Annotated in this window: 21 protein-coding genes; 15 read left to right on the top strand and 6 right to left on the bottom strand. The window is 66.1% G+C overall.

Annotated elements, in window-relative coordinates:
- The first annotated feature begins 217 nt into the window (after positions 1-217).
- A complete protein-coding gene (gene glyA, locus ACIQCM_RS09770) occupies positions 218-1,516 on the top strand; it encodes a serine hydroxymethyltransferase (RefSeq protein ID WP_400605755.1) in 1,299 nt (432 codons plus the stop codon).
- A gap of 3 nt (positions 1,517-1,519) precedes the next feature.
- Entirely contained in the window at positions 1,520-2,419 is a 900-nt protein-coding gene (locus ACIQCM_RS09765) for a bifunctional methylenetetrahydrofolate dehydrogenase/methenyltetrahydrofolate cyclohydrolase (protein WP_400605757.1), read from the top strand.
- Between the two features lie 79 nt (positions 2,420-2,498).
- Here the strand turns inward: ACIQCM_RS09765 and ACIQCM_RS09760 are convergent, their stop codons facing one another.
- Positions 2,499-2,939, bottom strand: a complete 441-nt coding sequence (locus tag ACIQCM_RS09760; RefSeq protein WP_400605758.1) for a CHRD domain-containing protein — start codon at positions 2,937-2,939, stop codon at positions 2,499-2,501.
- A 154-nt stretch (positions 2,940-3,093) separates the two neighbouring features.
- On the opposite strand from ACIQCM_RS09760, the gene ACIQCM_RS09755 reads away from it, so the two are divergent.
- The 5 genes from ACIQCM_RS09755 to ACIQCM_RS09735 are packed head-to-tail and all read left to right on the top strand — an operon-like array spanning position 3,094 to position 7,286.
- Positions 3,094-3,654: a hypothetical protein gene (locus ACIQCM_RS09755; RefSeq protein WP_400605760.1), complete on the top strand. Its 561-nt coding sequence runs from the start codon at positions 3,094-3,096 to the stop codon at positions 3,652-3,654.
- Positions 3,655-3,664: 10 nt separating this feature from the next.
- Complete coding sequence (locus ACIQCM_RS09750) at positions 3,665-4,498, top strand: exodeoxyribonuclease III (RefSeq protein ID WP_400605762.1); 834 nt, start codon at positions 3,665-3,667, stop codon at positions 4,496-4,498.
- Between the two features lie 41 nt (positions 4,499-4,539).
- Complete coding sequence (gene trpS / locus ACIQCM_RS09745; protein WP_400605764.1) at positions 4,540-5,583, top strand: tryptophan--tRNA ligase; 1,044 nt, start codon at positions 4,540-4,542, stop codon at positions 5,581-5,583.
- A gap of 4 nt (positions 5,584-5,587) precedes the next feature.
- Positions 5,588-6,178, top strand: a complete 591-nt coding sequence (locus ACIQCM_RS09740; RefSeq protein WP_400605766.1) for a 2'-5' RNA ligase family protein — start codon at positions 5,588-5,590, stop codon at positions 6,176-6,178.
- Between the two features lie 58 nt (positions 6,179-6,236).
- Positions 6,237-7,286, top strand: coding sequence for a YihY/virulence factor BrkB family protein (locus tag ACIQCM_RS09735; RefSeq protein WP_400606398.1), 1,050 nt, complete (start codon positions 6,237-6,239; stop codon positions 7,284-7,286).
- Here the strand turns inward: ACIQCM_RS09735 and ACIQCM_RS09730 are convergent.
- The 5 genes from ACIQCM_RS09730 to sdhC all read right to left on the bottom strand — a co-directional run bounded on the left by ACIQCM_RS09730 (position 7,243) and on the right by sdhC (position 11,654).
- Positions 7,243-8,013: an alpha/beta hydrolase family protein gene (locus tag ACIQCM_RS09730; RefSeq protein ID WP_400605769.1), complete on the bottom strand. Its 771-nt coding sequence runs from the start codon at positions 8,011-8,013 to the stop codon at positions 7,243-7,245. The genes ACIQCM_RS09735 and ACIQCM_RS09730 overlap by 44 nt on opposite strands.
- 103 nt (positions 8,014-8,116) lie before the next feature.
- Positions 8,117-8,899 carry a succinate dehydrogenase iron-sulfur subunit gene (locus ACIQCM_RS09725; protein ID WP_400605770.1) on the bottom strand — a complete coding sequence of 261 codons (783 nt, stop codon included), beginning with the start codon at positions 8,897-8,899 and terminating at the stop codon, positions 8,117-8,119.
- Position 8,900: 1 nt separating this feature from the next.
- Positions 8,901-10,700: a succinate dehydrogenase flavoprotein subunit gene (gene sdhA, locus ACIQCM_RS09720; protein ID WP_400605772.1), complete on the bottom strand. Its 1,800-nt coding sequence runs from the start codon at positions 10,698-10,700 to the stop codon at positions 8,901-8,903.
- A 108-nt stretch (positions 10,701-10,808) separates the two neighbouring features.
- Positions 10,809-11,270, bottom strand: coding sequence for a succinate dehydrogenase hydrophobic membrane anchor subunit (locus ACIQCM_RS09715; protein ID WP_377215272.1), 462 nt, complete (start codon positions 11,268-11,270; stop codon positions 10,809-10,811).
- 3 nt (positions 11,271-11,273) lie between these two features.
- The gene (gene sdhC / locus ACIQCM_RS09710) at positions 11,274-11,654 is read right to left on the bottom strand and encodes a succinate dehydrogenase, cytochrome b556 subunit (protein ID WP_377215273.1); all 381 of its coding nucleotides are present in this window, start codon (positions 11,652-11,654) and stop codon (positions 11,274-11,276) included.
- A gap of 267 nt (positions 11,655-11,921) precedes the next feature.
- Here sdhC and ACIQCM_RS09705 point away from each other — a divergent pair, with 267 nt between their 5' ends.
- From ACIQCM_RS09705 to ACIQCM_RS09670, 8 genes are all read left to right on the top strand, one after another.
- Entirely contained in the window at positions 11,922-13,055 is a 1,134-nt protein-coding gene (locus tag ACIQCM_RS09705; protein WP_400605774.1) for a mannose-1-phosphate guanylyltransferase, read from the top strand.
- 101 nt (positions 13,056-13,156) lie between these two features.
- Positions 13,157-14,356, top strand: coding sequence for an amidohydrolase (locus tag ACIQCM_RS09700; RefSeq protein WP_400605775.1), 1,200 nt, complete (start codon positions 13,157-13,159; stop codon positions 14,354-14,356).
- A 265-nt stretch (positions 14,357-14,621) separates the two neighbouring features.
- Positions 14,622-15,692, top strand: coding sequence for a BMP family protein (locus ACIQCM_RS09695; RefSeq protein ID WP_400606400.1), 1,071 nt, complete (start codon positions 14,622-14,624; stop codon positions 15,690-15,692).
- Positions 15,693-15,872: 180 nt separating this feature from the next.
- The gene (locus ACIQCM_RS09690; RefSeq protein WP_400605777.1) at positions 15,873-17,435 is read left to right on the top strand and encodes an ABC transporter ATP-binding protein; all 1,563 of its coding nucleotides are present in this window, start codon (positions 15,873-15,875) and stop codon (positions 17,433-17,435) included.
- Positions 17,428-18,801, top strand: a complete 1,374-nt coding sequence (locus ACIQCM_RS09685) for an ABC transporter permease (protein ID WP_400605778.1) — start codon at positions 17,428-17,430, stop codon at positions 18,799-18,801. The genes ACIQCM_RS09690 and ACIQCM_RS09685 overlap by 8 nt, the downstream gene beginning before the upstream one ends.
- Entirely contained in the window at positions 18,798-20,117 is a 1,320-nt protein-coding gene (locus tag ACIQCM_RS09680) for an ABC transporter permease (protein ID WP_400605780.1), read from the top strand. The genes ACIQCM_RS09685 and ACIQCM_RS09680 overlap by 4 nt, the downstream gene beginning before the upstream one ends.
- A 5-nt stretch (positions 20,118-20,122) precedes the next feature.
- Positions 20,123-20,533 (top strand): cytidine deaminase, encoded by a 411-nt coding sequence (locus ACIQCM_RS09675; protein WP_400605783.1) that lies wholly within the window; start codon positions 20,123-20,125, stop codon positions 20,531-20,533.
- Positions 20,530-21,846 (top strand): thymidine phosphorylase, encoded by a 1,317-nt coding sequence (locus ACIQCM_RS09670; protein WP_400605786.1) that lies wholly within the window; start codon positions 20,530-20,532, stop codon positions 21,844-21,846. Before ACIQCM_RS09675 ends, ACIQCM_RS09670 begins: the two co-directional genes overlap by 4 nt.
- Position 21,847: the final 1 nt, after the last annotated feature.

Genomic DNA, 21,847 nt, shown 5'->3' with positions numbered 1-21,847 from the left:
CTGGCGTTGGGTGGCTAACCACCAGGGAGCGGCAATCACGAAGACCACGGATCGTACGCCTGGGCCGAGGGTCATGTTTTGCCGGAAATGGGCTGCACCCCGTCAGTACCGCAGCACCATGACGTGCGCTGTCACACCTGTCATCGACAGGCTGCGGAAGCGCGCCGGCCGGTAGCCTGACCTTAGCAGTGCCTTTACGCCTAGCGAGGAGTTTTCCGTGACTACACCAGCCACCACAACCACCGCCGTCAGCAACCAGCCCCTGGCTGAGCTCGACCCCGAAATCGCCGCAGTCCTGGACCAGGAACTGGGCCGCCAGCGCGGCACCCTGGAAATGATCGCCTCCGAAAACTTCGCACCGCGGGCGGTGATGGAAGCGCAGGGTTCCGTCCTGACCAACAAGTACGCCGAGGGATATCCGGGACGTCGCTACTATGGCGGCTGCGAGTACGTTGATGTTGCCGAGCAGTTGGCCATCGACCGCGTCAAGGCCCTCTTCGGCGCCGAATACGCCAACGTCCAGCCGCACTCCGGTGCGCAGGCCAACGCCGCGGCTCTGTCCGCCATGATCACCCCCGGCGACAAGATCCTGGGCCTGTCCCTGGCGCACGGCGGCCACCTGACCCACGGCATGAAGCTGAACTTCTCCGGCAAGCTGTACAACGTTGCGGCTTACCAGGTGGAAGAGGACAACTTCCGCATCGACATGGACAAGCTCCGCGAGCAGGCCATCGCCGAAAAGCCGCAGGTGATCATCGCCGGCTGGTCCGCCTACCCCCGCCACCTGGACTTCGCCGCCTTCCGTTCCATCGCGGATGAGGTGGGCGCGCTGCTCTGGACCGACATGGCGCACTTCGCGGGCCTGGTCGCAGCAGGACTGCATCCGAGCCCGGTGCCGCACTCCGACGTCGTCACCTCCACGGTGCACAAGACCCTGGCCGGCCCCCGTTCCGGCGTCATCCTGGCCAAGGAACAGTGGGCCAAAAAGCTGAACTCGAGCGTCTTCCCCGGCCAGCAGGGCGGGCCCCTGATGCACGTCATCGCCGCCAAGGCCGTGGCCTTCAAGATCGCCGGCACCGAGGAGTTCAAGGAGCGCCAGGAGCGCGTGCTCGAAGGTGCCCGCATCATCGCGGACCGCCTGAACCAGGCCGACGTCGCCGAAGCCGGCGTCTCCGTACTCACCGGCGGTACCGACGTGCACCTTATGCTCGTTGACCTGCGCAACTCGCAGCTGGACGGCCAGCAGGCCGAAGACCTCCTGCACTCGGTGGGCATCACGGTCAACCGCAACGCCGTGCCGTTCGACCCCCGCCCGCCGATGGTCACCTCCGGCCTGCGCATCGGCACCCCTGCGCTGGCCACCCGGGGGTTCGGCGCCGCCGAGTTCACCGAGGTTGCCGAGATCATCGCCACCGCACTGAAGGCCGGCACCGGCGCGGACATCGACGCCCTGCAGTCCCGCGTGGACAAGCTCGCCGCCGACTTCCCGCTCTACCCGCAGCACGAGCAGTGGTAACCAATGACTGACACCAGAACCGCGCAGATCCTTGACGGCAGGGCCACCGCCGCTGCCATCAAGTCCGAGTTGACCGAACGCGTGGCCGCGCTCAAGGCCAAGGGCATCACACCCGGCATCGCCACTGTGCTGGTGGGCGCGGACCCGGCCTCGCAGCTGTACGTGTCGATGAAACACAAGCAGTCCGTGCAGATCGGAATGAACTCGATCCAGCGCGAACTGCCCGCGGACGCCACGCAGGCCCAGGTGGAGGCCCTCATAGACGAACTCAATGCGGATCCTGCCTGCCACGGCTACATCGTGCAGCTGCCGCTGCCGAAGCACCTGGACACCGACGCCATCCTTGAGCGCATCGACCCCGCCAAGGACGCTGACGGGCTCCACCCGACCAACCTCGGCCGGCTGGTGCTGAACGTCAACGGCGAGATCACCACCCCGCTGCCGTGCACGCCCCGCGGCGTCATCGAACTCCTGGAGCGCAACGGCTACAGCCTCGCGGGCAAGCACGTGGTGGTGGTTGGCCGCGGCGTGACGATCGGACGTTCCATCGGGCTGCTGCTGACCCGCCGGAACGTCAACGCCACCGTCACGCTGACCCATACCGGCACTGCCAACCTGTCGGAGCTGCTCCGGCAGGCGGACGTCATCGTCGGTGCGGCGGGCGTCAAACACATCGTCAAGGCTGCGGACGTGAAGCCGGGCGCCGCCCTGCTGGACGTTGGCGTTACCCGTGAAACGGACCCCGAAACCGGCAAGAGCCAGGTCCACGGCGACATTGATCCTGCCGCCGCAGAGGTGGCCGGCTGGATTTCGCCGAACCCCGGGGGAGTGGGGCCCATGACCGTGGCGCTGCTGATGACCAACGTGGTTGAAGCGGCAGAGCGGCAGGCGGGCGCGGCTTAACAGGCCCGTCCTCAAGTACGACGGCGGCGCGGCACCCTCCCCAGGGAGAGAACCGCGCCGCCGTCGTGGTTCAGGCTGCCTACTTAAGCTGGCCGCGGATCTCGCCGCCGGGGAAAGTGGCGGTGTGGACGTTCACGTAGTAACTGCGTGGGCTTTCCGCGATCGCCGCCAGCAGGGCGGGATCTGCCGTGGCGCAGCCTGCCACCACCCAGTCGGTGCCCGCGCCTACCGTGAGCGGAACAACAACCCCGCCTGCCTGGTTGCGGGGGGCGAAGTGGATGTGCGCGGCAGCGGCGGACACGGAGAGGTCGCGGGCCTCAAGCGTGTAGCAGAACTGGTCGCCGGAGATGGAATAGCTGAAGAAGCCGCTGGCGCCGGTATTGGCACCCGTGACCTCCTGGGCAGTATTCAGCGGGATGGCAGGTGTGCCCCCCGGCTTGGCCACGGCAGCACTGCCTGAACCGAGAAGGAAAACGACACCCGCGGCGGCTGCCGCGGACCTTAGTGCAGAACGGGTCATGGTCTTGTCCTTTGCTTTGATTCCTGGGCATCCCCGGCCCGAGCCAAGCTACTCCTGGTCTTACCGGCGGACAAGGGGTTTCGGCTTCCGGGAGGCTGTTCGCCGCCGGTGGAAGGCGGCCGGAGCACCCGCAGGAATTTGAGAGAATGGGGTCATGCGATCTTTGGGCAACCCCTCCTCATCCTCCAAGTCCGGCAAGCCCGGATTTTCCATGTTCCGGATCAGCGGTCCGGGCCTGATGGTCCTGGTGACCGCGTTCGTGGTGGCCGTGATCTTCGCGGCCAACCAGAACGACGTGGTGGGATGGGTGGTGGCCGTCATCGCCTTCTTCTGGCTCGCCCTTGCTTCCTTTGTAGTGTTCAGCATCCAGAAGGCGGCCAAAAAGGCCGGAGCGAAACTGACGGAAGCCCAGAACGCCTTCAGCACGGCTGCCGGCCGCGGCCCCCACGCCGCCGCCGACCAAGGCGGGACCCGGGTTATCTACGAACGCACCGAGGCCGATGAGGTCCGCGACCTCAAGCTGGACCATTCTTTCAAGATCGTCCAGGTGCAGGTCCGGGTGGTGGAGGACGAGCGCGCCAAGGGTGCTGCCGCGAACCAGGACACCATCAACCGCGCCCTTGAAACCATCGAAATCACCGCCACTAATGCCCGCGACATGATCAAGTCCTCCGGCGGCAGCGGCGAGCCGGTCACCGGAACCGTCATCGACTAGAGTGGAACGGGTGAGCTCGGCATTGAACAAGGACCACCTGCGCGTCGCATCCGTGAACGTCAACGGCCTGCGGGCTGCGTTCCGCAATGGAATGGCTGCATGGCTGGAGCCCCGCGAAGTGGACATCCTCTGCCTCCAGGAAGTCCGGGCCCCGGACGCCATCGTGCGGCAGCTGCTCGGCGACGGCTGGCATATCCTGCACGCCGAGGCGGAAGCGAAAGGCCGGGCCGGCGTCGCCATCGCCTCCCGGGAAGAGCCGCTGGAAACCAGGAACGGCATCGGCGACGATTACTTCGCCACCGCAGGCCGCTGGGTGGAAGCTGATTTCCGGCTGCGCGACGCCGCGGGAAACCCGGTCCAGCTCACCGTGGCAAGCGCCTATGTGCACTCCGGTGAGGCCGGCACTCCCAAGCAGGATGACAAGTTCCGGTTCCTTGATGTCATGAGCACCCGTCTTCCCGAACTGGCCAAACACAGCGACCATGCCCTGGTGGTGGGGGACCTGAACGTGGCCCACACTGCCCGGGACATCCGCAACGCCAAGGGCAACGTCAAGAAGGCAGGCTTCCTGCCCGAAGAACGGGCCTACTTCGACCGGTTCCTCGGCGGGGAGATCGGCTGGCAGGACGTCCACCGCAACCTTTCCGGGGAGATGGACGGCCCCTACACCTGGTGGTCCCAGCGCGGCAAGGCGTTCGACAACGACACCGGCTGGCGCATTGACTACCACCTGGCCACCCCGGCCCTGGCCTCCGCCGCAATCTCGGCCGTGGTGGACCGCGCTGCCTCGTGGGACACCCGATTCTCAGACCACGCCCCGCTGGTAGTGGACTACCTGCTCTAACCTCCCCCAGCTCCAAACCATCCCCAAAGGTTTCCTCCCCCATGACTAGCCAGACTTCCCCTACTGCCAAGAAGCGTATCCTCTCGGGCGCCAAGCCCACCGCGGACTCCCTCCACCTGGGCAACTACATCGGTGCGGTGCGCAACTGGGTGGACATGCAGGCTGAGTACGACGCCGTCTTCTTCATTCCGGACCTGCACGCAGTCACGGTGGACTTCGACCCCGCGGAGCTGGCCAAGCGCACCCGGATCGTTGCCGCGCAGTACATCGCGGCCGGCATCGACCCGGACCGAAGCATCTTCTTTGTCCAGTCCCACGTGCCTGAACACGCACAGCTCGCCTGGGCGCTGAACTGCATCACCGGCTTCGGCGAAGCGTCCCGCATGACCCAGTTCAAGGACAAGACGCAGAAATCCGGGGCGGATGCGGCAACTCTTGGCCTCTTCGCGTACCCCACCCTGATGGCGGCTGACATCCTGCTCTACCAGACGGACCTGGTCCCGGTGGGCGAGGACCAGCGCCAGCACCTGGAACTGACCCGCAACCTGGCGCAGCGGTTCAACACCCGGTTCGGGCAGACCTTCACGGTTCCCGAGGCCACCATCGTCAAGGAACGCGCGAAGATCTACGACCTGCAGAACCCCAGCGCCAAGATGTCCAAGACGGGGGAGTCGCCCAACGGCGCGATCCAGCTGCTGGAGGACCCCAAGGTGGCGGCCAAGCGCATCAAGTCCGCCGTAACCGACGCCGGTACGGACATCCGCTTCGACGCCGAGGAAAAGCCGGGCGTCTCCAACCTGCTCACCATCTACTCGTCCCTCACCGGCAAGTCCGTGGCCGACCTGGAGGCGGAGTACCAGGGCAAGATGTACGGCCACCTCAAGGTGGACCTGGCAGAGGTCGTGGTTGACTTCATCACTCCGCTGCGGGACCGGACCAACGCGCTGATGACAGACCCCGCGGAACTGGACCGCCTCCTTGCCAAGGGGGCCGAACGGGCGCGGGAGATCGCCACAGTAACCCTCGGCCAGGTGTATGAGCGCATGGGCTTCCTGCCGTCCCTCAGCCTCGCCGGAGTCCGCTAGCGCAATGGGCACCAGCGTAGGCGTCATCCTGGGGTTCCCGCGTGACATCGCGGAGGAGCTGCAGCGCTGGCGGGCCTCCTTTGGGGATCCGCTGGCAACGGTGGTCCCCGCCCATATCACGCTGGTGACCACCACCCCCACCGACGACTGGGAGGCCACCCGAGAGCACGTGCGCGAGGTGGCCCGCCGCCAGAGTCCTTTCACGATCACCATCGCCGGCACGGGGACCTTCCGGCCCGTGTCGCCGGTGGTCTTCATCAATGTGGAGGAGGGCTTCGGAGAGTGCGTCGAGCTGCACCGAAAGCTGCAGCAGGGCCCGCTGGAGCGCAACCTCCCGTTCGCGTACCACCCTCACGTGACCATCGCGCACGATGTCGCACCCGAAAGCCTCGATGAGGCCGAAGCCGTGTTGCGCGACTATAGGGCCACCTTCCCCGTGGTTAGCATGGGACTCTACGAGCATGGTGCGGACGGCATCTGGCAGCTACGGGAAGAGCTGGACTTTGGCAGAGAAATCGACGACGACGGCGGCGCCTCCCGGGCGGAGCGGGCCACAGACAGCGCTGTCCCAGGCAGCCCGTCCCGGAGGGCCTGAGCGGCCGCCCCTTCCCACCGAGCAGGCCCGGCTCAAGCTTGCCGTGATCCGGAAACGGATGGAGTGGGGCAAGTCGCGCCGGGCCGGAGGCGGCCTGGTGGCAAACGCCATGGGCATGGTGCAGTGGCTGCTGGCGCGGCTGAACGCCTTCCGCCCCATGCGGGCCTTCAAGCACTACAGCCTCCAGCACGGCCCGCTGATGAGCGCCGGCATTGGCTTCAATATGTTCTTCTCCATCACAGGCCTCCTGACCACCGGGTTTTCGGTGGCCGGATTAGTGCTCCGCGGCCAACCCGCGCTTCTGGACGTGGTGATCGAAAGCGTTGCGCAAAGCGCCCCCGGCCTGCTCAAGGTGAATGGGGGCCAGGGGCTGGTGGACCCGGATGACCTGCTGGACCCCGGAGGCCTGGGCTGGACGGCACTGGTGGCCGCAGTCGTCACCGTCATCACTTCGCTGGGCTGGATAGCCGGCCTGCGGGACGGCCTCCGCGGCGTGCTTGAGTTGCCGCCGCTGGAACTGAACCCCGTCCTGATGAAGCTGCGGGACGCCGGAACCCTGCTGCTGCTCGGCGTGGCATTGGTGATCAGCGCGGGTGCGTCGCTGATCTTCGGCACCGCCGCCGGCTGGGTAGCGGACTTCCTGAAGCTCGATCCCGTTGTAGCCGGCCCCCTGACCACTTCCATAAAAATAGGTGTTCCGCTGGTATTGAACTGGTTCACCGCTCTTGTCATGTTCCGGCTGGCAGGCGGGCTGAAGCTGTCCCGGCGCGCCCTGCTGGAGGGAACGGTGCTGGCGGCCGTGGGGACCGCGGTCCTGCAGATCTTCAGCACCGAACTGCTGGCGGGGGCCGGGAGGAACCCCATCCTGGCGCCGTTCGCCATCATTATCGGGCTGCTGATCTGGTTCAACCTGGTCAGCCAGGTCTACCTGGTCTCCGCAGGATGGTCAGCCGTCCGAGAAGCTGACCTTCACGCCCTCCACAGCACACAGGCAAGGGCAGCATGGGGTTCGAGGCAGGTGCAGCCGGGCAAGGTTCCGGGGCACGGCGGCGCGGCCGCCACCGCTACGGCGCGGCGTCGAGGTACTGGTCGGCCCAGGCAGCAATAATCCGGGCAGCGCGGGCAGCCTGGCCCTTGCCCGTGAGCAGGTGATCGCTTCCCTCCAGCGAAACAAAGTTCCGCGGATGCCGGGCGGCCTGGAAGATGCTGCTGGCGTTCTCGATCCCCACCGTGTTGTCCGTGGGGGAGTGCAGCACCATGAGGGGTTTGTGCAGCTGCTTGATGCAGTCCGTGAGGTCAGCGTTTTCCAGATCCTCCACGAAGTGCTTCCTGATCTCCACCCGCTTTCCGCCCAGGTCCACCTCGGCGCTTCCCTCGCTGAGGATCTTGTCCAGTGCCGCGTCGAAGACGTGGGCCACATGCCTGGGTGAGAACGGCGCTCCGACTGTTGCCACGGCGTCGAGCTCCGGTATTTCCCGGGCCGCGGCGAGGACCGCGGCACCCCCGAAGGAATGCCCCACGAGCAGGGAAATCTGCTTTCCCCCGCGGCGCATGAACTCTGCCGCCTTCACGGTGTCGGCCACTTTGTGACTGAACGACCCGGCGGACCATTCGCCGGCCGATTCGCCCAGGCCGAGGTTGTCGAAGCGCAGCATGCCCACGCCGGAGTCCGCCAGCGCCTTGCATATCCTCGAGGCGGACGGGCTGTCCTTGCCCAGGGTGAAGCCGTGCGAAAAGACGCCCCAACCCTTCACGTGGCCTTCCGGAGTGTCGATGATGCCGGAGAGCGTCTCCCCGGTGGAGCCTTCGAAGGTGACTTTTTCGGAGCGGGACATGGGGGACCTTCCGTTCGTCCAGGGTGGGCTGCTGAATCGACGACGGCGCCCCCACCTTGAAGGTGAGAGGCGCCGTCGTCGTACTTCTTTAGTTCTGGTGCTGCTAGATCCTGCGGGACAGGATGGCCTGCTTGACCTCGGCGATGGCCTGGGTGACCTGGATGCCGCGGGGGCACGCTTCCGAGCAGTTGAAGGTGGTGCGGCAACGCCACACGCCTTCCTTGTCGTTCAGGATCTCCAGGCGCATGTCGCCGGCGTCATCACGGGAGTCGAAGATGAAGCGGTGGGCGTTCACGATCGCGGCCGGGCCGAAGTACTGCCCGTCCGTCCAGAAGACCGGGCAGGACGAGGTGCACGCGGCGCACAGGATGCACTTGGTGGTGTCGTCGAAACGCTCGCGGTCCTCGGCGGACTGCAGGCGCTCCCGGGTGGGCTCGTGGCCCTTGTTGATCAGGAAGGGCATGACCTCGCGGTAGGACTGGAAGAACGGTTCCATGTCCACGATGAGGTCCTTCTCCACCGGGAGGCCCTTGATGGGTTCCACCGTGATGGGCTTGGACGTGTCCAGGTCCTTCAGGAGCGTCTTGCAGGCGAGGCGGTTGCGGCCGTTGATGCGCATGGCATCCGAACCGCAGACGCCGTGGGCGCAGGAGCGGCGGAAGGACAGGCTGCCGTCCATCTCCCACTTGACCTTGTGCAGGGCATCCAGCACACGGTCCGTGCCGTACATGGTGAGGTGGTAGTCATCCCAGGTGGCTTCCGCGGAGACCTCCGGATTGTACCGGCGGACGCGCAGGTGCACGTCGAACGTGGGGATCTCGCCGCCCCCGCCGACGCCGGCAGGCAGTTCAATCTTTGAGGCTGGCTCAGCGATTTCAGCGGTCATCTTAGTACTTCCTCACCATCGGCTCGTAGCGGGTAAAGACAACCGGCTTGGTGGCCAGGCGGACGCCGGCGATGGATTCCGCCGATCCGTCTGCCGGGGCGTGGTCGTCCTTGTACGCCATGGAGTGCTTCATGAATTTCTCGTCGTCGCGGTCCGGGAAGTCCTCGCGGAAGTGTCCGCCGCGGGATTCCTCGCGGTGCAGGGCGGCCACGGTCATGACCTTGGCCAGTTCCAGCAGGAAGCCGAGCTCTACGGCCTCGAGCAGGTCCAGGTTGAAGCGCTTGCCCTTGTCCTGGACGTTGATCCGCTTGTAGCGCTCCTCGAAGGAGGCGATGTCGCGCAGGACCTGGTTCAGGGTGTCCGCGGTACGGAACACCTGCATGTTGGCGTCCATCGTGTCCTGCAGTTCCTTGCGGATCTGGGCCACCTTCTCGTCACCGGTGCCGTTGCGGGCAATGTCCAGCAGTTCCGTGGTGTAGGCCAGCGGGTTCTCCGGCAGTTCCACGAAGTCGGCCGTCTTGGCGTATTCCGCCGCGGCGATGCCGGCGCGCTTGCCGAACACGTTGATGTCCAGCAGGGAGTTGGTGCCCAGGCGGTTGGATCCGTGGACCGACACGCAGGCAACCTCACCGGCTGCGTACAGGCCGGGAACCACGGTGTCGTTGTCCTGGAGGACCTCGGTCTCGATGTTCGTGGGGATGCCGCCCATGGCGTAGTGCGCCGTAGGGAACACCGGGACGGGCTCGGTGTAGGGCTCGACGCCCAGGTAGGTCCGGGCGAACTCGGTGATGTCCGGAAGCTTGGCGTCGATGTGCGCCGGCTCCAGGTGGGTCAGGTCCAGGAGCACATAGTCCTTGTTGGGGCCGCAGCCGCGGCCTTCACGGACTTCGTTGGCCATGGAACGTGCCACGATGTCACGCGGGGCGAGGTCCTTGATGGTGGGGGCGTAGCGCTCCATGAACCGCTCACCCTCTGAGTTCCGGAGGATGGCGCCTTCACCGCGGGCGGCCTCGGAGAGGAGGATGCCCAGGCCGGCCAGGCCGGTCGGGTGGAACTGGAAGAACTCCATGTCCTCCAGCGGGATGCCGCGGCGGAACGCGATGCCCATGCCGTCACCGGTGAGGGTGTGCGCGTTCGAGGTGGTCTTGAAGACCTTGCCGGCGCCGCCGGAGGCAAACACGACGGACTTGGCCTGGAACACGTGCAGCTCGCCGGAGGCGAGGTCGTAGGAGACCACGCCGGCGACACGCTTCTGCTTGTACGGGGTGCCGTCTTCGCGGACAGCGTCTTCCTCGACCGTCAGCAGGTCCAGGACGTAGTACTCGTTGTAGAACTCCACGTTGTGCTTGACGCAGTTTTGGTACAGCGTCTGCAGGATCATGTGGCCGGTGCGGTCCGCGGCGTAGCAGGCACGGCGGACCGGAGCCTTGCCGTGATCGCGCGTGTGTCCGCCGAAGCGGCGCTGGTCGATCCGGCCTTCGGGCGTGCGGTTGAACGGCAGGCCCATCTTTTCCAGGTCCAGGACGGCGTCGATCGCTTCCTTGGCCATGACCTCCGCGGCGTCCTGGTCCACCAGGTAGTCGCCGCCCTTGACGGTGTCGAAGGTGTGCCATTCCCAGTTGTCTTCCTCGACATTGGCAAGGGCCGCACACATACCACCCTGCGCTGCACCGGTGTGCGAGCGGGTGGGGTAGAGCTTGGTCAGTACTGCTGTGCGCGCGCGCTGACCGGATTCGATCGCGGCGCGCATGCCAGCGCCACCGGCACCGACGATGACGACGTCGTACTTATGGACCTGCATACCAGACGCTCTTTCTCTCAAAATTCGCAATAAAACAACGGGGCGGCGTTGCCTGCTCCGCAAAACAGGGCCCGCGGTAAAGCCCGCGGGCCCGGGATGGTGCTGATGCTAGGCAGGGCAGAATCCGCCGGGCAGCTGGACACCGTCCACCACCGGGCAGGGATCGAAGGTGAAGATCACCAGGGTGCCCAGGACCACGATGACCACCGTGGCCGCGTACAGCACGGTCTTCAGCCAGCGGCGGGTGGAGTCCTTCTCCGCGTAGTCGTTGATGATGGTGCGTACGCCGTTGGTGCCGTGCAGCATAGCCAGCCACAGCATGGCCAGGTCCCAGAACTGCCAGAACGGATCCGCCCACTTGCCGGCCACGAAGCCGAAGTCGATGGCGTGGATGCCCTCGCCCACCAGGAGGTTCACAAAGAGGTGGCCAAAGATAAGGACCACCAGGACCACGCCGGAAAGCCGCATGAAGAGCCATGCGATCATCTCGAAGTTGCCCTTGCTGCCGCCGTGGCGGCGGTACTCGGGAGCGATCCGCCCGCTGCGGGGGCTTTCGATGGTTGCAGACATGGGTCAGTGACCTCCGAAGGCGAGGGACAGGTGGCGGATGGAGAAGCCGATCATGGTGACAGCCCAAAGGCCAAGGACCGCCCACAGCATCTGCCGCTGGTACTTGGGGCCCTTCTTCCAGAAGTCCACGGCGATGATCCGCAGGCCGTTGAAGGCGTGGAAAACGATGGCGGCAACCAGACCGGTCTCGCCCAGCGCCATGAGCGGATTTTTGTAGGCACCGATCACTTCCGTGTAGGCCTCGGGGGACACACGCACCAATGAGGTGTCCAGGACGTGGACCAACAAGAAGAAAAAGATCACTACACCGGTAATACGGTGTCCTACCCAGGACCACATGCCTTCACGGCCGCGGTACAAGGTGCCAGCTGGTTTTGTCGGCACTGATAAACCTCCCTGCAACACAGCGGCGCTGGCATGAGATCCACGCGGGGGGAACGCCTGCTGCGAGAGCACTCGTAGCTCAGGCCTAAATCTAGGCTTCGCTTACAGCTTATTCAATTTAGGGAAGACTTGGTGACCAGCACCGGCGCGGAATTCGCTGTTTTTTGAGACGAACGCCACAAGCCCGGCGGACCGCCTGCGGTTGTGTTGCGCGGCCTGCGGCCGTCCCGGAGGTGCGCCAAGGCCGTTCGGCTAAAGTAAGCCGTGATGACTACAGATAAAGTGACGAGCCCGGCATCACCACTTGACCGCTTTATTGCCGTAATCCCGGCTGGCGGCGTGGGGACCCGGCTTTGGCCCCTGTCACGCGCCGCAGCTCCCAAATTCCTCCACGACCTCACGGGTTCGGGAAGCACGCTGCTGCGTGCCACCTACGACCGGCTGCACCCGCTGGCCGGCAGCCGGATCCTGGTGGTCACCGGCATGGCTCACCGGGATGCCGTGTGCCGGCAGCTCCCGGAACTGCAGGATTCGGACCTGGTCCTCGAGTCCGAGCCGAAGGACTCCGCTGCCGCCATCGGCCTGGCCGCGGCGATCCTGCACCAGCGGGACCCGGACGCCATCATGGGATCCTTCGCGGCTGACCACGTGATCAGCCCCGACGGCCTCTTCCAGGAGGCGGTCCGCGAGGCCATCCACACTGCCGCCGCAGGGAAGATTGTCACGATCGGCATCAAGCCCACCCACCCGTCCACCGGCTTCGGCTACATCCGCTCCGGCCAGGACCTCCGGATTGAGGGCGCTCCGAGTGCGCAGGACGTCGTGGAGTTCGTCGAAAAGCCGGACGAGGCGGTGGCCCGGCAATACGTGGAAAGCGGCAACTACGTCTGGAACGCCGGCATGTTCGTGGCCCCGGTGGCCCTGATGCTCAAGCACCTCGAAGCAAACCAGCCCGGACTTTTCCAGGGCCTGCAGGAGATCGCGGCGGCCTGGGACACCCCGCAGCGTGACGAAGTCACGGCCCGCGTATGGCCCACGCTGCCGAAGATCGCCATCGACTACGCGGTAGCGGAACCTGCCGCCGAAGCCGGGGACGTCGCCGTCGTACCCGGTACTTTCCGGTGGGACGACGTCGGGGACTTCGCCTCGGTAGGCAGGCTTAACAGCGCCCGGGAAGTGGATGACGTCACGGTGCTGGGTGAAGGCGCGCGCGTCTTCACCGAGAACTCCAGCGGCGTGGTGGTCTCCGACACCAAGCGCGTCATCGCCCTGATCGGCATCGAGGACGTGGTCATCGTGGATACACCGGACGCGCTGCTGGTGACCACCAAGGCCAATTCGCAGCGGGTCAAGGCGGCCGTGGACGCCCTCAAGGCCAGTGGGGACACGGACGTCCTGTGACGCCCTGCGCCGCGTTGCGTTCCGGCGCCCCAAAGGGCCCGGGATGTAACGCAGCGACCGGGATGACCCCCATTTTCGGCCACCATGGCTAGAGTGAAACAGTGCGCAATTACACTACAGAAGCCCAGCCCACAGCCCTGGTGGCCCCTTGGCTGGACCCGCTCCTGCCGGAACTGATCGAATTCCGCCGGGACCTCCACGCGCATCCCGAACTGTCCTTCAAAGAGTTCCGCACCACAGACAAACTCGCCGAGCGGCTCGAAGCTGCCGGGCTGGCCCCGCGCCGCCTCGAAGGCACCGGCCTGACGGTGGACGTGGGCGAAGGACCCATCGCCACGGCACTCCGCGGCGACATTGACGCGCTGCCCATCATCGAGGAAACCGGCCTTCCGTTCGCTTCTAGGAACCACGGCGTGACCCACGCCTGCGGGCATGACGTGCACACCACCACCATGCTGGGCATCGCCCTGGTGCTCCAGCGGATGCACCTGGAGCAGCCGCTGGGCGGCACCGTCCGGCTGATCTTCCAGCCGGCCGAGGAAACGATGCCCGGCGGCGCGCACGCCTGCATCGAACAGGGGGTCCTCGAAGGAGTGCCGCGGATCCTGGCGCTGCACTGCGACCCCCGCATCGAGGTGGGCAGGATCGGTACCCGCATCGGGGCCATCACCTCCGCCTCGGACACCATCCGCATTGAACTCTCCGGCCGCGGCGGACACACCTCCCGCCCGCACCTCACTGAGGACCTGGTGTTCGCCCTGGCGCAGATCGCCGTGAACGTGCCCGCTGTCCTGTCCCGTCGTGTGGATGTCCGCAGCGGTGTATCCGTGGTGTGGGGGCAGATTTCAGCAGGGTCCGCGCCCAACGCCATTCCCGGTGTGGGTTATATGGCAGGCACTATGCGCTGCCTGGACCGCGATGCCTGGCACGCTGCCGGCGAGCTGCTGGACGAGGTGGTCCACCAGGTTGCCGCGCCCTACGGAGTGGACGTCCGCCTGGAGCACACCAGGGGAGTGCCGCCGGTAGTGAACTCCGAACACGAAACCGCGCTCATTGAAGCCTCCGCCCGCGCGGAAATCGGGGAGGGCGCAGTGGTGCTGACTCCGCAGTCCATGGGCGGGGAGGACTTCGCATGGTTCCTGGCAGATCTCCCAGGAGCCATGATGCGGCTGGGCACCAAGACTCCGGGCGGTGAGGAATACGACCTGCACCGCGGCGATTACATCCTGGACGAGCGGGCCCTGGGCCTGGGCATCCGGGTACTCACCGGAGCGGCACTGCGCACCATCCGCGACCTCTGACGCAAAGCTGCTGGCGCCGTCCTGCGCTACCACTTGGTAACAACTTGTAAACAATCTCCCTCCGGCAACCGGCGTGTGCTAGGGGCCGGTGGCGCAGGCCACTACAGTAGTTGGCATCAGTGCGCTCCGGCGCAGTGCTGCGTGCCCTCAGTGAAAACAGAATTTCAGTGTAGAAACGGACACTCACTGAATTCGAGCCGTAGCGCCACTCTCTCCTGGAGGAATATTGAAGACATCACTGCGTGCACGCCTTAAGCGCGGTTCAATGGCCGGCGTGGCTGCCGTTGGCGCTTCGGCGCTCCTGCTGACGGCCTGCGGTGCGGCCCCGGAAGCCGGCGGCGGATCCACCGAAGCCGCCAGCGACTACACCGGCTGCATCGTCTCGGACTCCGGCGGGTTCGACGACCAGTCCTTCAACCAGTCCTCCTATGAGGGCCTCAAGAAGGCGGAAGCTGACCTGGGCATCAAGGTCAACCAGGTGGAGTCAAAGACGAACAACGACTTCGAGCCCAACCTTCGCGCCATGGTGACGGCAGGCTGCGACCTGACCGTCACGGTGGGCTTCCTGCTGGGCGACGCCACCAAGGCGCAGGCCGAAGCCAACCCGGACAGCCACTTCGCGATCGTCGACTTCGGCTACGAAACCCCCATCGAGAACGTCAAGCCGATCATCTACGACACGGCCCAGGCGGCGTTCCTCGCCGGCTATCTGGCGGCCGGCACCAGCAAGACCGGTACGGTGGCCACCTTCGGCGGGATCAAGATCCCCACCGTCACCATCTTCATGGACGGCTTCGCGGACGGCGTGAAGTACTACAACGAACAGAAGAACAAGAGCGTCAAGCTCCTGGGCTGGAACAAAGAAGCCCAGGACGGCAGCTTCACCGGCGACTTCGAGAAGCAGGACGTGGGCAAGCAGCTCACCCGGAACTTCCTTGACCAGGGCGCTGACATCGTCATGCCCGTTGCAGGCCCCGTGGGCAAGGGCGCCGGAGCGGCGCTGAAGGAAGCGAAGGCTGCCGGCAAGGACGTCAAGCTCATCTGGGTCGACTCCGATGGCTACCTCACCGCCCCGGATTACAAGGACATCATGCTGTCCTCGGTCATGAAGCTGATGGGCGACGCCGTGGAGACCGTGATCAAGGACGATGTCGAGGGCAACTTCGATAACACTCCTTACGTGGGCACCCTGGAGAACGAAGGCGTCCAGCTGGCTCCGTTCCACGATTTCGACTCCGAGGTTCCGGCCGAGCTCAAGTCCGAGCTTGACCAGATCAAGAAGGACATTGTGGACGGCAAGCTGAAGGTCGAATCCGCAGCGAGCCCCAAGGCCTGATCCCTGCCCTGAGCGCCACCCCCGGCTGGTTACAGACTGGCCGGGCGGTGGCGCTTTTTGCTGGCTGCCCGCCTTTCCGGGGGCGCGCCGGCTCATCCAACGGCTGCACCCACTAGGCTGGTGGTGCAGCCGCTTACCCCGTCCGGTCGATCACTGGACGCTTCGAGATTGGTCAGAGTTTTGAAACTTGAACTCAGAGGGATCACAAAACGCTTCGGTACCCTGCTCGCCAACGATCACATTGACGTTGTGGTGGAACCCGGGCAGATCCACTGCCTCCTGGGTGAAAACGGTGCCGGCAAATCCACGCTGATGAACGTGCTGTACGGGTTGTACGAGCCCACCGAGGGCGAGATCCTGGTGGACGGGAAGGCCGTATCGTTCCGCGGACCCGGCGATGCCATGGCCGCAGGCATCGGCATGGTGCACCAGCACTTCATGCTGGTCCCCGTCTTTACCGTGGCCGAAAACGTGGCCCTGGGGGCGGAGCCGACCAAGGCCGCAGGCTTCCTCAACCTGGACGAGACCCGCCGCAGGATCAGGGAGATCTCTGACCAGTACGGCTTTGACGTGGATCCGGACGCACTGGTGGAAGACCTGCCCGTCGGTGTCCAGCAGCGGGTGGAAATCATCAAGGCCCTGGTCCGCAACGCGAAGGTCCTGATCCTGGATGAGCCCACTGCCGTGCTCACCCCGCAGGAGACTGACCAGCTGCTGGACATCATGCGCCAGCTGAAGGCCGGCGGCACCTCCATCGTCTTCATCTCGCACAAGCTGCGCGAGGTCAAGGAAGTGTCGGACACCATCACCGTGATCCGGCGCGGGAAGGTGGTGGGCACGGCCGAGCCGACGGCGTCCACCACAGACCTGGCCTCCATGATGGTGGGCCGCGCGGTCAGCCTGACTCTTGACAAGGCGCCCGCACGCCCGCAGGAGACAACCTTCCAAATCGAGGACCTCACGGTGGTGGCCCCGAACGGCCAGCACGTGGTGGACGGGCTCAGCTTCCACATCGCCCGGGGCGAGATCCTCGCAGTGGCGGGGGTCCAGGGCAACGGCCAGACCGAGCTGACGGAGGCCATCCTGGGCCTCCAGGACCGGGTCACCGGATCCATTCGGCTGGACGGCAGGGAGCTCCTGGGCCGTTCCGTCAAGGAAGTGCTGAACGCCGGCGTTGGGTTTGTTCCCGAAGACCGCAAGGTGGACGGGCTGGTGGGGACCTTCTCCGTGGCCGAGAACCTGGTGCTGGACCTGTACGACAAACCCCCGTACGCCAAGGGCATCAGCATGAGCCCGGCAAAGGTCTTGGATAATGCCAAGGCCCGGATCGACGAGTTCGACGTCCGCACCCCATCCGCCGCCGCGGCGGCCGGAACGCTGTCCGGCGGCAACCAGCAGAAAGTGGTGATGGCCCGCGAGCTGTCCCGCCCGCTGCGCCTCTTCATTGCCAGCCAGCCCACCCGCGGCGTGGACGTGGGGTCCATCGAGTTCCTGCACCGCCGGATCGTGGCCGAGCGGGACCAGGGCACACCCGTCATGATCATCTCCACGGAGCTGGACGAGGTCATGGAACTCGCGGACCGGATCGCGGTGATCTACAAGGGCAAGCTTGTGGGCATCGTCCCCGCCGGCACCGGCCGCGACGTGCTGGGCCTCATGATGGCCGGCATCCGCCCCGAAGACCACCCCCCGGTCCAGCGCCCCGCAACCTCCGAGGACGCCGAAGGAGGCGACCATGACTGACAAGCACGAACCCAAGCACGTGGCCGGCGGAGAACCCGCCGCCCCGCACCATCCGAGCCCGGCGGAGGAGGAGACCGCCGCCGTCGTCTCCGTCGATACTGCCGGCGGCGCCATGGAACCGTCGGCCGTCCCCGCCACCGCGCAAAGCGGCCTCCTGCCCGGCCAGCCTGACACACTCCTGCGGCGGATCTTCACCGGCAGCGGGATGGTCTCCGTTCTGGCCGTACTCCTGGCGCTGATTATCGGCGGCCTGCTGATTGCCAGCACGGACAAGCAGGTCGCAACCACCGGCGGATACTTCCTTGCCCGCCCCACGGACTTCCTGGCGGCGGTCTGGAACGCGGCCACGGGCTCCTATATCGCGCTGTTCCAGGGGGCGGTTTTCAACCCGCGCGGCGCCAGCGCCGCGGCGCAGTTCGCGCCGTTCATGGAGACGCTGACCATCGCCACCCCGCTGATCACCGCGGGCCTGGGCGTCGCGCTGGCGTTCCGTGCGGGCCTGTTCAACATTGGTGCCCAGGGCCAGATCATCATGGGCGGCATCCTGGCTGCCTGGGTGGGGTTCGCGCTCCACCTGCCTCTTGGCCTGCACCTGCTGCTGGTCCTGGTGGCCGGCATCGCCGGCGGTGCCCTGTGGGGCGGGCTGGTGGGCGTACTTAAGGCCCGCACCGGCGCCCACGAGGTCATCCTGACCATCATGTTCAACTACATCGCGCTGTATTTCCTGCGCTTCCTGATGAGTACACCCGCCTTCCAGCGCCCGGGTGAGACCAACCCCATTTCCCCTGTCCTGGACCCCACGGCGGTATACCCGCAGATCCTGGGCAGCCAGTACCGGCTGCACCTGGGCTTCATCCTGGCCATCGGTGCCACGCTGCTGGTGTGGTGGCTGCTCAACCGCTCCACCGTGGGCTTCGAGTTCCGCGCGGTGGGCGCCAACCCCAGCGCCGCCCGCACGGCCGGCATCAACGTATCCAGATCCACCATCCTGGTCATGGCCATCGCCGGCGCCCTCGCGGGCATGTCCGGCGTGGCGCAGGTGGCCGGCACCGAAAAGGTCCTGACAGACGGGGTGGCCGCCACTTACGGTTTTGATGCGATCACCGTCGCGCTGCTGGGACGTTCGACGCCGTGGGGAACTTTTGCAGCCGGCCTGCTGTTCGGTGCCTTCCGCGCCGGGGCGGTCCAAATGCAGATCCAGACAGGCACCCCCATCGACATCGTCCTGGTGGTCCAGTCGCTGATCGTCCTGTTGATTGCGGCCCCGCCGCTGGTCCGTGCGGTGTTCGGGCTTAATCCCCGCCGCCGCAAGCCCGTCCGCGCCACCAAGTCCCGTCAGGCAGCTTCCACCGGAGGTGCAGCATGAGCACGACAGTTTCCCCGCCCCGCGCCGGAAAGCCCCAGCCGGAGGGCCCCGCCGGCGGTCCCGTACCCCTTTCGGGCAAGCCGGTCACCTGGAAGACCCCGGTGATGCTGTCCGCTCTGGCGCTTGTGGCGCTGGTTTTCTTCGGTTTCATGGGGCCGCGCCAGACGGCAAGCTTCGGCATTTCCACCGGCAGCGATTTCTTCCAGTTGCCCGCGCTGCAGGTGGACGCCTTCGTTGCCGGGCTGGTTCTGGCCACCATCATGGCGGGCCTGGCCGCCTACTCGGTATACCTGAAGACCAAGGGCCGTCCCACCCCGGGCTGGGCGGCAATCGTGTTCACGGTCCTGTTCGTGGCCGCGTTCCTCATCTGGGTGGTGGGCGGCGCCCGCACCCCGAACATCTCCCTGGCCGGCCTCATCGCCGGTTCCGTGACCCTGGCCGTTCCCTTGGTGTTCGGCTCCCTGTCCGGCGTGCTCTGTGAGCGGGTCGGGGTGGTCAACATCGCCATCGAAGGCCAGTTGCTCGGCGGTGCCTTCACTGCGGCCATCGTGGCCACCGTGACGCAGAACCCCTTCATTGGACTGCTCGCGGCGGCGGTGGCCGGTGCGCTGGTATCCATGGTGCTGGCCGTGTTCAGCATCAAGTACCTGGTGAACCAGATCATTGTGGGCGTGGTCCTGAACGTCCTGGTATCCGGCGTGACGGGCTTCCTCTTCAGCACAGTGATGCAGGCGGACAAGGCAAAGTTCAACGCGCCCCCCGGCCTGGAAGTCATTGCGATCCCCGTCCTGTCCGGCATTCCGATCATCGGACCCATCCTGTTCCGGCAGTCCCTGGTGGGCTACCTGATGTACGTGGCCGTGATCGCTGTCTGGATCGGACTGTTCAAGACCCGATGGGGCCTCCGGGTCCGCGCCGTGGGCGAGCACCCGCAGGCGGCTGACACCCTGGGCATCAATGTGAACCTCACCCGCTTCTGGAACGTCACCCTGGGTGGTGCCGTGGCCGGCATCGGCGGTTCCTTCTTCACGCTCGTGGCCATTGACAGCTTCACCAAGGAGATCTCCGGCGGGCGCGGCTTCATCGCCCTCGCCGCACTGATCTTTGGCCGCTGGAACCCCATCGGCGCGTTCTTTGCCGCGCTGCTGTTCGGTTTCGCCGACAACCTGCAGAGCATCGTGACCATCATCGGAACCCCCGTACCCAGCCAGTTCATGGCCATGCTGCCGTACCTGGTCACCGTGCTGGCGGTGGCGGGGCTGGTGGGCAGGTCCCGGGGTCCCGCGGCCAGCGGCATTCCGTACGTCAAGGGATGAGCGCCGTGGAAACAGCGCCGCAGGCGGTGGATTGGTCCGCGTTGGCAGAGGCGGCCACCGCCGCCATGCGCAACGCGTACGCACCTTATTCCCGTTTTCCGGTGGGGGCCGCTGCCCTCACCGCCGACGGCCGGATCGTCAGCGGCTGCAATGTGGAAAATGCCAGCTACGGTCTGACCCTCTGCGCAGAGTGCGCCCTGGTGGGCAACCTCCACATGACCGGCGGCGGCCGGTTGCGTGCCTTCTACTGCGTGGACGGCGGGGGTAACATCCTCATGCCCTGCGGCCGTTGCCGGCAGCTGCTGTACGAATTCCGCGCCCCGGACATGGAACTCATGACCACCCAAGGAATCAAGACCATGGACCAGGTCCTCCCGGACGCCTTCGGTCCCGAACACCTGGAGGGAACCCGATGACCCAGACCCATGCTGAGGCGTTCGACGCCGTGGACATCATCCGGATCAAGCGCGACAAGGGCGCGCTGAGCCCGGAACAGATCGACTGGACCATCGACGCCTATACCCGCGGGGCGATCGCCGATGAACAGATGGCGGCCCTGAACATGGCCATCCTGCTCAACGGCATGGACCGCGCGGAGATTGCCCGGTGGACCGCAGCGATGATCGCCTCCGGCGAGACCATGGACTTCACCAGCCTCCGCCGGCCGGACGGCGGCCTGAAGTACACCTCGGACAAGCACTCCACCGGTGGCGTGGGAGACAAGATCACCTTGCCGCTGGCGCCCCTGGTGGCCGTGTTCGGAGTGGCCGTGCCCCAGCTGTCCGGCCGCGGCCTGGGCCACACCGGCGGCACGCTGGACAAGCTTGAGTCCATTCCGGGCTGGCGCGCGTCCCTGACCAACGAGGAAATGCTGGCCCAGCTCCAGGACGTGGGAGCCGTGATCTGTGCCGCCGGCGCGGGGCTGGCACCCGCGGACAAGAAGCTCTATGCCCTCCGCGATGTCACAGGAACCGTGGAGGCCATCCCGCTGATCGCCTCCTCCATCATGAGCAAGAAGATCGCCGAAGGCACCGGTTCCCTGGTCCTTGACGTGAAGGTGGGCAGCGGTGCATTCATGAAAGACCAGGCCAAGGCGCGGGAGCTGGCCGAGACCATGGTGGCGCTGGGCAAGGACGCCGGGGTCAACACTGTTGCCCTGCTCACCAACATGGACACTCCGTTGGGCCTCACCGCGGGCAATGCCATCGAGGTGGAGGAATCCGTCGAGGTGCTGGCCGGCGGCGGGCCTGCAGACGTGGTGGAGCTGACGGTCCGGCTCGCCGAGGAGATGCTCGCGTGCGCAGGTGTGCACGACGCCGATCCCGCCGCAGCGCTGCGGGACGGCCGTGCCATGGACGTGTGGAACCGCATGATCGAGGCCCAGGGCGGCGATCCGCGCGCCACGCTTCCCGTCGCCCGCGAGTCAGAGGTGGTCTACGCCCCGGCTGACGGCGTGCTGGTGGAGCTCGACGCCCTCTCCGTCGGTGTGGCTGCGTGGCGCCTTGGCGCCGGCCGTGCCCGCAAGGAGGACGCGGTGCAGGCCGGGGCAGGGGTTAGGATGCACGCCAAGCCCGGCGCCGTGGTCCGTGCAGGGGAACCCCTGATGACCCTGCTCACCGACACGCCGGAGCGGTTTGAGCGGGCCAGGGAAGCCCTGGAGGGCGCCGTGGTTATCGCCCCCGAAGGCTCACGTCCCGCCCAGCAGTTGATCATCGACCGCATCGCCTAGG

The sequence above is a fragment of the Pseudarthrobacter sp. NPDC092439 genome (assembly GCF_044754945.1).
GTDB lineage: Bacteria > Actinomycetota > Actinomycetes > Actinomycetales > Micrococcaceae > Arthrobacter.
The sequence above is the reverse complement of the archived record's forward strand: the minus strand, read 5'-3'. Positions and strand labels throughout refer to the sequence as shown.